Origin of the sequence: Blastomonas sp. UPD001 (assembly GCF_003426715.1) — a bacterium.
Classification (GTDB): domain Bacteria; phylum Pseudomonadota; class Alphaproteobacteria; order Sphingomonadales; family Sphingomonadaceae; genus Blastomonas.
In genome coordinates this window covers 2,660,071-2,669,840 of record NZ_QKVT01000001.1, presented here as the reverse complement: position 1 = coordinate 2,669,840, position 9,770 = coordinate 2,660,071, and the positions used below count along the sequence as shown (strand labels likewise).

Annotated in this window: 13 protein-coding genes and 1 tRNA gene; 9 read left to right on the top strand and 5 right to left on the bottom strand. The window is 65.9% G+C overall.

Annotation, left to right across the window (positions count from 1 at the left end):
* Window positions 1-1,508, top strand: a 1,508-nt coding sequence (locus DM995_RS13590) for a peptidoglycan DD-metalloendopeptidase family protein (RefSeq protein ID WP_116969766.1), incomplete at its 5' end; no start/stop codon positions are given.
* Between the two features lie 87 nt (window positions 1,509-1,595).
* Entirely contained in the window at window positions 1,596-1,796 is a 201-nt protein-coding gene (locus DM995_RS13585; RefSeq protein ID WP_116969765.1) for a hypothetical protein, read from the top strand.
* Between the two features lie 10 nt (window positions 1,797-1,806).
* Here the strand turns inward: DM995_RS13585 and soxR are convergent, their stop codons facing one another.
* Complete coding sequence (gene soxR / locus DM995_RS13580) at window positions 1,807-2,283, bottom strand: redox-sensitive transcriptional activator SoxR (RefSeq protein WP_116969764.1); 477 nt, start codon at window positions 2,281-2,283, stop codon at window positions 1,807-1,809.
* Window positions 2,284-2,384: 101 nt separating this feature from the next.
* On the opposite strand from soxR, the gene DM995_RS13575 reads away from it, so the two are divergent.
* Window positions 2,385-2,768 carry a VOC family protein gene (locus tag DM995_RS13575; protein WP_116969763.1) on the top strand — a complete coding sequence of 128 codons (384 nt, stop codon included), beginning with the start codon at window positions 2,385-2,387 and terminating at the stop codon, window positions 2,766-2,768.
* Window positions 2,769-2,783: 15 nt separating this feature from the next.
* Here DM995_RS13575 and xth read toward each other — a convergent pair whose 3' ends face one another.
* Entirely contained in the window at window positions 2,784-3,563 is a 780-nt protein-coding gene (xth, locus tag DM995_RS13570; RefSeq protein WP_116970469.1) for an exodeoxyribonuclease III, read from the bottom strand.
* Window positions 3,564-3,669: 106 nt separating this feature from the next.
* Between xth and DM995_RS13565 the strand changes: the two genes are divergently transcribed.
* Window positions 3,670-5,076, top strand: coding sequence for a DUF4139 domain-containing protein (locus tag DM995_RS13565; protein WP_116969762.1), 1,407 nt, complete (start codon window positions 3,670-3,672; stop codon window positions 5,074-5,076).
* A 78-nt stretch (window positions 5,077-5,154) separates the two neighbouring features.
* Complete coding sequence (locus DM995_RS13560) at window positions 5,155-5,832, top strand: hypothetical protein (protein WP_116969761.1); 678 nt, start codon at window positions 5,155-5,157, stop codon at window positions 5,830-5,832.
* 25 nt (window positions 5,833-5,857) lie between these two features.
* Here DM995_RS13560 and infC read toward each other — a convergent pair whose 3' ends face one another.
* Window positions 5,858-6,403, bottom strand: coding sequence for a translation initiation factor IF-3 (gene infC, locus DM995_RS13555; RefSeq protein WP_082751251.1), 546 nt, complete (start codon window positions 6,401-6,403; stop codon window positions 5,858-5,860).
* A gap of 214 nt (window positions 6,404-6,617) precedes the next feature.
* On the opposite strand from infC, the gene DM995_RS13550 reads away from it, so the two are divergent.
* The 3 genes from DM995_RS13550 to DM995_RS13540 are packed head-to-tail and all read left to right on the top strand — an operon-like array spanning window position 6,618 to window position 8,480.
* Window positions 6,618-6,929, top strand: coding sequence for a GNAT family N-acetyltransferase (locus DM995_RS13550; protein WP_116969760.1), 312 nt, complete (start codon window positions 6,618-6,620; stop codon window positions 6,927-6,929).
* Window positions 6,930-6,989: 60 nt separating this feature from the next.
* Window positions 6,990-7,847 carry a formyltetrahydrofolate deformylase gene (gene purU, locus DM995_RS13545; protein ID WP_116969759.1) on the top strand — a complete coding sequence of 286 codons (858 nt, stop codon included), beginning with the start codon at window positions 6,990-6,992 and terminating at the stop codon, window positions 7,845-7,847.
* 45 nt (window positions 7,848-7,892) lie between these two features.
* Window positions 7,893-8,480, top strand: a complete 588-nt coding sequence (locus DM995_RS13540) for an NADPH-dependent FMN reductase (protein WP_502696589.1) — start codon at window positions 7,893-7,895, stop codon at window positions 8,478-8,480.
* 16 nt (window positions 8,481-8,496) lie between these two features.
* On the opposite strand, the gene DM995_RS13535 is transcribed toward DM995_RS13540, so the two are convergent.
* Both DM995_RS13535 and DM995_RS13530 read right to left on the bottom strand, forming a co-directional pair.
* Window positions 8,497-8,571 (bottom strand) — tRNA-Thr (locus tag DM995_RS13535).
* A 284-nt stretch (window positions 8,572-8,855) separates the two neighbouring features.
* Entirely contained in the window at window positions 8,856-9,461 is a 606-nt protein-coding gene (locus DM995_RS13530; protein WP_198669368.1) for a DUF6445 family protein, read from the bottom strand.
* Between the two features lie 101 nt (window positions 9,462-9,562).
* On the opposite strand from DM995_RS13530, the gene DM995_RS13525 reads away from it, so the two are divergent.
* Window positions 9,563-9,770: FAD-dependent oxidoreductase (locus DM995_RS13525; RefSeq protein ID WP_116969756.1), on the top strand; the 208-nt coding region annotated here is incomplete at its 3' end.

Sequence of the window (9,770 nt, the reverse complement as noted above, 5' to 3'; positions counted from 1 at the left end):
CCCTGCCCGCCCCTGCAACCGGCCTTGAGGCGCTGAAGGCGCGGTTGCTGCGCACCCGTCAGTTCATCCACGACACCAACTGGACGCCCGATCTCGGCCAGAATATCGGCAGCCTCGAATGGTTTCGCGGCCTCGGGACATTGTGCCTGCTGTGCACCGGTGCCTATGCGGTGTTTCCCGGGGTCAGCCCGATCGGTGCCGCCGCCACTGCCCCTGCCCCGGTCGCGCGCGAGGAATTGCGCAGCCAGATGGTCATGCCGATGGCATTCGGCAGCGATACCGGTCGCGCGATGGCCGCGACCGATGCCGTGGTCGCGCTGCGCCAGGCGCCCGAACGCCCGACGATCGAGCTCGCCGCCACGATCGGTCGCGGCGACAGCTTCCTGCGCGTGATGCAGCGCGCGGGCGTGGGCAGCGGCGATGCGCAGGCGGTCGCCAATCTCGTCTCCTCGGTGGTGCCGCTCGACGACATTCGCGACGGCACCCGCATCGACATCACGCTCGGTCGCCGGTTCGCGCGCAACCAGCCGCGCCCGGTCGAGCTCATTGCCTTCCGCGCGCGCTTCGACCTCAATGTCGAGATCGTCCGCGCGGGCTCGGCGCTCGATCTGGTGCAGAAGCCCATTCTGGTCGACGCGACCCCCTTGCGCATTCGCGGCACCGTGGGATCGAGCCTCTACCGCTCGGCCCGCGCCGCAGGAGCGCCCCCGTCGGCGATCCAGGCCTATCTGCGCACATTGGCAACGCAGCTCTCGATCGGCAGCGATATCCGCTCGACCGACCAGTTCGACATCATCGTCGACTACAAGCGCGCCGCCACCGGCGAGGTCGAACTCGGCGAGCTGCTCTATGCCGGGCTCGAGCGCAGCGGCAAGCCGCGCGCGCAGATGCTGAGCTGGAAGAGCGGCAACAACGTCCAGTGGTTCGAGGCCTCGGGCGTCGGCGAAACGCGCGGCGAGTTTGCGCGTCCCGTCAATGGCGGCGTGACCTCGGGCTTCGGCTATCGCCGTCACCCGATCCTCGGCTTCCGCCGCATGCACAGCGGCATCGATTTCCGCGCGCCCAGCGGCGCCCCCATCTATGCGACCGCCGACGGCGTGGTGAACTATGCCGGGCGCAAGGGCGGATACGGCAATTTCGTGCGCATCGCGCATGGCGGCAATATCGCCACCGGCTACGGCCATATGAGCCGCATCGCGGTGAGCAGCGGAACGCGCGTGCGGCGCGGCCAGGTGATCGGCTATGTCGGCTCGACCGGGCTGTCGACCGGCCCGCACCTGCATTACGAGCTCTATCGCGGCGGCCGCGCGGTCGATCCCAACTCGGTCAAATTCACCACCCGAGCGCAGCTTTCGGGCAGCGAGCTGGCCAATTTCCGCGCACGGCTGAAGCAGCTGCTCGGCGTGGCGCCGGGTGCCGCGCTGCAATCGCTGAGCCCGCCGCCCGCCGCGAAGAGCGACGAACCCAAGCGCGAAATCGAGCGCATTGCGGGCACGACGATCGCCTGATCGGCGCGCGCGGCGACGGGAACCTTTCGTCCACTGCAGCTGTAAACCTCCCACAGGATGCCAAGCGCATCGCAAGGGAGAGCGAACATGACCGATACCCCGAAGACCAGGGCCGAAACGCCTGAAAGCCCCGCGGCGGCCGACGCCGCCGACAAGCGCAAGGGCGGCGGCCTCGTCCCCGACGATTCGCGCAACGTGACAGGCACGGCGGTGGTCGAGGACGGCCGCTGGACCGGCGCAGCCGTGTTCCCGGAAGAAGGCCCCAAGGTCCCCAAGCCGAAGGATTGACCCTTCTGGATCAGTTGGCGTCGGGTGATCGGCCGTATTCGTCGGCCTCGCCCAGCACATAGCGCGGTCCGGTTCCGCGCGACGCGGCGCGATCTTGCGGATTGTAGATCTTGCACAGCTTGAGCGAGAGGCATCCGCAGCCGATGCACCCGTCCAGCCGGGCGCGCGTGCGCTCGAGCGCGCTGATCTGGTCGTCGAGCCGCTGACGAAAGCGGATGCTGATCGCGCGCCAGTCGCGCGCATCGGGCGAACGGCCCTGCGGCAGCCTTGCAAGCTCGCCCATAATGTCCTCGAGCGTCAGCCCGATCTGCTGGGCGATCAGGATGAAGCTCAGCCGTCTGATGTCCGATCGGGCAAAGCGGCGCTGGCCGCCGCTGTTGCGCAGCGGATGGATCAGCCCCCGCGCTTCGTAGAACCGGATCGCCGAGACCGATAGCCCGGTCCTGCGGGCGAGATCACCGATCGCGAGCAACGCCTGTGCAGCCATCACGAATACTCCCTGGAAAAAGCGGCTTGACCTCAACTTAACTTGAGGTCGTACGAATCGCAAATCGACCGGAAACACCCGGCCAGACCAGGAGTAGAACCATGACAGATCAAGGCTTTGTCGAACATGTGAACATCACCGTCCGCGATTGCCGGGCCAGCGCCAGCGTGCTGGAAGCGCTGTTCGGCTGGCACGTCCGCTGGGAGGGACCGGCGATGAACGATGGCCATACGGTGCATGTCGGCACCGATAAAAGCTATATCGCGCTCTACACGCCGCCGCCCGCGCTGCTTGCCGCCATCCCGTTTGCCAAGGGGTTGCCGATGAACCATGTCGGTATCGTCGTCGACGATCTGGATGCCGTCGAGGCGCGTGTCCTGGCTGCCGGGCTGACGCCGTTCAACCATGCCGATTATGCACCCGGACGCCGCTTCTATTTCTTCGATGAGAACGGGATCGAATATGAGGTGATCAGCTATGGCTGAGCGGGCCGCCCCCGGTCAGCCCTGGCCGCGCAGCTCCACCCAGGTCGGGGCATGGTCGCTGGCCTTTTCGCGGCCGCGATGATCCTTGTCGACGCCGATCGCGCTGAGCCGGTCGGCGGCGCTGGGGCTCAGCAGCAGGTGATCGATCCGGAAGCCATGGTCGCGCTGCCAGGCGCCGGCCTGATAGTCCCAATAGGTCCACACCCCGCCGCCGGGGCACAGCGTGCCGATCGCGTCGGTCCAGCCATCGGCGAGGATGCGCCGGTAGGCGGCGCGGCTTTCGGGCTGCATCAGCGCGTCATTGGCCATGGCGCGCACCGAATAGACGTCGTTGTCGCGCGGGATGACGTTGTAATCGCCTGCCAGCACCGCGGGCACCTCTTCGGCCAGGATCTGCGCGGCGCGCTTGCGCAGCCGCTCCATCCAGCGCAGCTTGTAGTCGAATTTCGGGCCCGGCTGCGGGTTGCCGTTGGGCAGGTAGATGCACGCGACGCGTAGCCCGTGGACATCGGCCTCGATATAACGCGAATGCTCGTCCTCGGGTTCGCCCTCGAGCCCGCGCGTCACCTCGACCGGCTGGGCGTCGCGCGCCAGGATGGCGACGCCGTTGAACCCCTTCTGCCCGTGCCAGATCGCGCCATAGCCCAGCCTCTCGAATTCGGAGGCGGGAAAGCCCTCGTCCTGGGTCTTGATCTCCTGCAGGCAGGCGACATGCGGGCGGGTTTCTTCCAGCCATTCGAGCAGGCGCGGCAGGCGGGCCTTGATGCCGTTGATATTGTAAGAGGCGATGCGCAGCATGGGGCTGTCTTAGCCGCAGCCTCCGCGCTTGCCCAGCCATTTAGCCCCTGTTCATTCGAACGCACTTAAGCCACATATCGGCGACATATCTGGGGAGGTCATCATGCGGCGTTCGTCTCGGTTCTCGATCGGAGCGGCCGCGTTCGGCCTGTTCGTCCTCAGCCCGGCGCTGGCGCAGGACGCGAGCCTTCCCGACGGCCCCAGCACGCAGGGCAATGTCTCGGTGACGGTGTACAATGGCGGCACCTCGCTGGTGCAGGACATCCGCAGGCTCGCCATCGCCAGCGGCACCAGCCGGATCGAGTTTCCCGATGTCTCCGCGCAGATCCAGCCCGAGACGGTGAGCTTTTCCGCCGAGGGCGCGACGATCGTCGAGCAGAATTTCGATTACGATCTGCTGACCCCCGGCAAGCTGATGGAAAAGGCGGTGGGCGAGACGATCACGCTCATTCGCACCAACCCGGCGACCGGCGCGGAAACGCGCGAGCGCGCCAAGGTGCTGTCGGTCAACCAGGGCGTGGTCGTCCAGATCGGCAACCGGATCGAGGTGCTGCGCGACGACGGCCTGCCGGTGCGCGCGGTGTTCGACAAGGTGCCCGAGAATCTGCGCGCGCGCCCGACATTGTCGATCACCGTCGACAGCCAGCGCGCCGGACAGCGCGACGCGGCGATCCGCTATCTGACCGGGGGCCTCGGCTGGTCGGCGGATTATGTCGCGCTGTTCGACGAGGCAAAGGGCAGCATCGACGTGCAGGGCTGGGTGACGCTTTCGAACAGTTCGGGCACCACCTATCGCAATGCCGACACGCTGCTGGTCGCGGGCAATCCGCAGGGGGCTTCGGGCTTCGGCAACCGGCGCGGCAACATCCGGAGCGCAGGCACCGAGACCGCGAACCGCGAGCGGCTGGGCGATTATTATCTCTACCCCGTCGGCCGCACCACGATTGCCGACCGCCAGACCAAGCAGATCAATTTCCTCGACGTGCAGGGCGTGCCCGCGATGCGCGCGTACGAATATCGCGTCGGCTGGCTGGCGAGCATGAGCGAGCCGCAGAGCGCGGACACGGTGGTCAAGTTCAGCTCGAGCAAGTCGGGCGGGCTGGGCGATGCGCTGCCCGCAGGCGCGGTGCGCTTCTACCAGCGCGACCAGCGCGGATCGCCGCAATTCATCGGCGAGAACAGTATCGGCCACACGCCCATGGGCAGCGCGCTGGCGCTCAAGACCGGCGAGGCGTTCGACGTCAAGGTCAAGAGTATCGTGGTCGAGCGCAAGCGGCTGTCGAGCAGCAAATGGCAGACCAGCATGCGCTACGAGCTGACCAATGCGCGCGATGGCGCGGTCACCATCGACCTGATGCAGTCGGGGCTCGATTTCGGCTGGACCGACACGCGCATCGTCACCGAGAGCCAGAAGAGCGAGCGGCGCAACAGCGACGCGGTGGTCTGGGCGGTGAACGTGCCGGCAAACGGCAGCGCGGAGGTCACCGCGACCTTCGAGACGCGGTATTGAGGGTGCGCGGATAAGGCCAGCAACGTGCCCTCCTCCCCCCATCCGTTTGTCCCGAGCGAAGTCGAGGGACGCGCAGCCATGGCTCCGCAGCGCGCGCGCACCGGCGCGGTGCGCGGCGAGGCCGATGCGATCATGGTCACCGCCTCGCGCAATGTCGAAGCCGAGCTCGAGGAACTGGGCGATCTCAAGCTCTATCGCGTCCCCTTCCGCTCGACCGTCGCGGCCAAGGGGCAGAAACAGGTGAAGCTGCTGTCCAAGGCCAATGTGCCAGCAAAGCTGGTCTATCGCGGCAATGCGATGGGCTATGGCGAGGGCGAGCCGAGCCCGCTCCAGATCGAGCTGCGCATGGACAACGAGACCGCCTCGGGCCTCGGCCTGCCCTTGCCCTCGGGCCGGGTCGCGGTGTTCGATGGTTCGCGCGCTGACGGCCTGCTGATCGGCCAGGGCCGGATGCGCGATTATGCGATCGGGCAGGAGGTGAAATTCACCATCGGCCAGAGCGATGCAGTGCTGCTCACCAGCATAACCCAGCCCGGCGCTAGCGACCGTGCGCCCGAAACGCAAAAACTGGTGCTGACCAATGCCAATGCCGAGCCGATAACGGCGGAAATCGACCTCGCGCAGGTCGCCGATACCGATATCCGCAAGGCGACGGGCAAGCTGATTCGCAAGGACGGCAAGCATGTCTGGCAGGTGATCGTGCCCGCCAATGACATGGCGACGATCAGCTACCAGAGCCGCTCGAAATATCGCTGAACGCGGTGTTCCGCGCCCACACCGCTTATTTGGGTGCCAGCACCATCAGCATCTGGCGGCCTTCCATGCGCGGATAGGCTTCGACCTTGGCGATTTCCTTGACGTCTTCCTGCACGCGCTGAAGCAGCGCCATGCCGAGCTGCTGGTGCGACAGTTCGCGGCCACGGAAACGCAGCGTCATCTTGACCTTGTCGCCTTCGTCGATGAACGAGTGAACCTTCTTCATCTTGACCATATAGTCGTGGTCGTCGATGTTCGGACGCATCTTGATCTCCTTGATCTCCTGCGTCTTCTGGTTCTTGCGCGCGGCATTGGCCTTTTTCTGGGCCTCGTACTTGTACTTGCCGACATCGAGGAACTTGGCGACGGGGGGCTCGGCATTGGGCGAGACCTCGACCAGGTCGAGGCCCACGGCTGCGGCACGCTCTATCGCATCTGCTGTACGCAATACGCCAAGATTTTCGCCATTCTCATCGATCACCCGAACCTGGGGCGACTGGATGAACTGATTGAAGCGCGGGCCGGATTTGGGTGGCAGAACAAGGCCGCGACGGGGTGCTGGCGGACGTATAGCGAAATCTCCTGATGTTTCTTCGAGCGCGCGATATAAGCCAAGTCGGCTGATAGATAAAGGGTTTGATGCAGCAATCCCGGCTTTGGCGACGCAGGAATCGCTGTCAGCGTTGCATAAGCGCAACTATTCGGGGCTTCCAGGCGTCCCGTTGCCGAGCCTGCCGCCCCGCCCCATATCGATCCAGGCAGTGCCATTGCCAAGGAGAAGCCCCATGGACGCACCCGATCCCAACGCCATCGCGCATGAAACCACCGGCCATGGCGGCCGTTTCGTCTACACCGCGCAAGGCGCGGAGGCCGAGCTGACCTATGCGCATGCGCCCACGGTCGCCGGGCAGAAGCGGGTGAGCGCCGACCATACCTATGTGCCCGATTCGATGCGTGGCCAGGGCATCGCCGCCAGGCTGGTCGATGCGCTGATCGCCACCGCGCGCGAGCAGCAATGGCAGGTCATCCCGCGCTGCAGCTATGTCGTCGTCGCCTTCCAGCGCCATCCCGAATGGAGCGACGTGCGCGCCGATTGAGACTCGACGCCGGGGTCAGGATCGGCAAGATCGGCGTGAAACGCTGACAAAAGGCCGAGAATGACCCACCCGCTGCATATCCTTACGCTTTCCTGTCCCGACCGCCCCGGCATCGTCAGCCGGGTCACCAGCCTGCTGTTCGCCACTGGCGGCAATATTCGCGAGGCGGCGCAGTTCGAAGACGAGGAAACCGGGCGGTTCTTCATGCGCGTCGTCTTTTCGCTGCCCGGGACGCTGACCGAAGCGCTGGGCGCCCGGTTCGCCGAACTGGGCGGTGAATATGCGATGGACTGGTCGCTGCGCCTCGCCGCTGTGCCGCGCAAGGTGCTGATCCTGGTCTCGAAATTCGACCATTGCCTGGCCGATCTGCTCTATCGCTGGCGAATTGGGGAGTTGCCGATGGATGTCGTCGGCATCGTCTCCAACCATCCGGTCGAGACGCTGGCCGGGCTCGATCTGGGCGACGTCCCCTTCCATTACCTGCCCGTCACGCGCGAGACCAAGGCCGAGCAGGAGGCGCACATCAAGCGGGTGGTCGAAGACACCGGGGCCGAGCTCGTCGTGCTCGCGCGCTACATGCAGATCCTGTCGGACGATCTCGCCGCATTCCTGTCGGGGCGCTGCATCAACATCCATCACAGCTTCCTGCCCGGCTTCAAGGGGGCAAAACCCTATCACCAGGCGCATGCGCGGGGGGTGAAGATGATCGGCGCGACCGCGCATTATGTCACCGCCGATCTCGATGAAGGGCCGATCATCGCGCAGGATGTCGAGCAGATCACGCATGCCGATTCGCCCGAGACGCTGGTGCGCAAGGGCCGCGACATCGAGCGGCGCGTGCTCGCGCGCGCGGTGCGGCACCATCTGGCCGACCGGGTACTGCTCAACGGTTCCAAGACGGTGGTGTTCACCGATTGAACCGTCGGGCAGGCCGGCCGTATCGTTCGGGACAGGAGATGGCTGATGAAGAAATTGCTGGTGCTCTACGGATCGTATCGCTCGGACCGGGCGGGCATCCGGCTCGCCGACTATTGCGTGCGCCGCTTTGGCGAGCGCGGGGTCGAGGCCGAGCTGATCGATGCCAAGGCGGTAGGACTGCCGATGCTCGACCGGATGTACAAGGAATACGAGCCTGGCACCGCGCCGGTCGCCATGCAGGACCTGGCGAAAAAGATCGAGGCGGCCGACGCCTTCCTGTTCGTCGCGGGCGAATATAACTGGGGCGTGCAGCCCGGCCTCAAGAACCTGACCGACCATTTCCTCGAACAATGGTTCTGGCGGCCCGCCGCGCTGGCCACCTATTCCGCCGGGCGCTTCGCCGGCGTGCGCGCAGGCCATGCCTGGCACCCGACATTGTCCGAAATGGGCATGGTGGTGATCCCCAGCATGATCTCGGTCGGCCAGATCACGCAGACGCTCGACGAGCAAGGCGAACCGGTCGGATCGGGTGGCGCGTCGCTGGATCGCAGCTTCGGGAAGTTTGCCGACGAATTGACCTGGTGGGCCGATGCCGCCGCCGCGCAGAAGGAGCGGGTGAAGCCGCCTTATTGAGGGAGGAGGGGCGAAATGGTGCTGCTGGGGAGGATTGAACTCCCGACCTCAGCCTTACCAAGGATGCGCTCTACCACTGAGCTACAGCAGCACACCATTTCGCTGGCTTGCGATGCCGGACAACATGGCTGCCCGCTCGCAAGGCCTGCGCCTATGCGCAGGTGCCGATGGTTTGTCAACCCTCGCCGGCCTTGCCAAATCGGCCGATGCGACGATATGCAGCAAAGCCCATGGAAAAGCCCCCTGCCCCGCCGAAACCGAGCCCTGCCGAAGAGCGCAAGGCCAGGCTCGCTGCCAACTTGCGCGAGAATCTGCGCCGCAGAAAGGCGCAGGCGCGCGCCATGAGCGCGAGCGACGAATCGTAAGGGGGGCGGGTCAGCCGCGCGCGTAGAATTGCAAATGCACCAGGCGGCCGTTCTCGCCGCTGGTGCCGAATCCGTCCGCCGAGTTGTGGAACAGCCACGGGCTGAACAGGATCAGCCGGTTGAAGCGCATCGGCACGCGCATCACGCGCTCCCATTTCGCGGCGTGGAAGGTGTCGCGGTTGACGACGTCCTCGACCAGCGTGTTGACGTCGGCATAGCCGCTTTGCGCCAGCGCCAGAGGATCGCTGGGCACCTTTTCAAGGCCTGTGCGCTTGTGGCGGAAGAAGTCGGTGCCGCCGCGCGCATCCTCGTCGCGACTGAGATAGAGGATGCCCGAATAGAAGCACGGGTCGATATGCACGCCGCTGACCCCGCGATCGCCTTTCAATGTCAGGCGGCAATGACCGTGCGTCGTTCCCGGCTGCGGCACCACCGGCACGCCGATGATCCGCGCCACCGCGGCTTCCAGCCCCGCTATGCCAAGCGGCACCGATGAGAGCGTGCCGGGATAATTGCCCTTGCGCGTCGCGGGGTCATAGCCAAGCCCGAGCGCGGCGGCGCGCGCGGCATGCGGATCGGCCAGGAAATCGTCGATGATGAGCAGCGAGGGCAGCATGGCCGCTGGCATAGCGGCGGATGGCCCCGTGCGAAAGCCCGCCGGTTGCATGATCGCGATGGCGCGCTAAACGGGCTTATGCCCTGCCACCGGACCCTGTCATGCGCATCCTGATCGCCGGTGCGGGCATTGCGGGGCTGGCCGCCGCGCTGGCGCTGGCGCGCAAGGGGCATGACGTGCAGCTGATCGAACAGGCCCCGGCGCTCGAAGAGGTGGGCGCAGGGCTGCAGCTCGGCCCTAATGCGATGCGCATGCTGGATGCGCTGGGCATCGGGGAGAAGGTGGCTGCGGCGGGACAGAGCCCGGCAG

What these genes read in the sequence shown, in the direction of transcription:
- DM995_RS13585 (WP_116969765.1), top strand. Translation starts at nt 1,596, where the DNA reads ATGACCGATACCCCGAAGACCAGGGCCGAAACGCCTGAAAGCCCCGCG.
- soxR (WP_116969764.1), bottom strand. Translation starts at nt 2,283, where the DNA reads ATGGCTGCACAGGCGTTGCTCGCGATCGGTGATCTCGCCCGCAGGACC.
- DM995_RS13575 (WP_116969763.1), top strand. Translation starts at nt 2,385, where the DNA reads ATGACAGATCAAGGCTTTGTCGAACATGTGAACATCACCGTCCGCGAT.
- DM995_RS13565 (WP_116969762.1), top strand. Translation starts at nt 3,670, where the DNA reads ATGCGGCGTTCGTCTCGGTTCTCGATCGGAGCGGCCGCGTTCGGCCTG.
- DM995_RS13560 (WP_116969761.1), top strand. Translation starts at nt 5,155, where the DNA reads ATGGCTCCGCAGCGCGCGCGCACCGGCGCGGTGCGCGGCGAGGCCGAT.
- DM995_RS13550 (WP_116969760.1), top strand. Translation starts at nt 6,618, where the DNA reads ATGGACGCACCCGATCCCAACGCCATCGCGCATGAAACCACCGGCCAT.
- purU (WP_116969759.1), top strand. Translation starts at nt 6,990, where the DNA reads ATGACCCACCCGCTGCATATCCTTACGCTTTCCTGTCCCGACCGCCCC.
- DM995_RS13540 (WP_502696589.1), top strand. Translation starts at nt 7,893, where the DNA reads ATGAAGAAATTGCTGGTGCTCTACGGATCGTATCGCTCGGACCGGGCG.
- DM995_RS13530 (WP_198669368.1), bottom strand. Translation starts at nt 9,461, where the DNA reads ATGCTGCCCTCGCTGCTCATCATCGACGATTTCCTGGCCGATCCGCAT.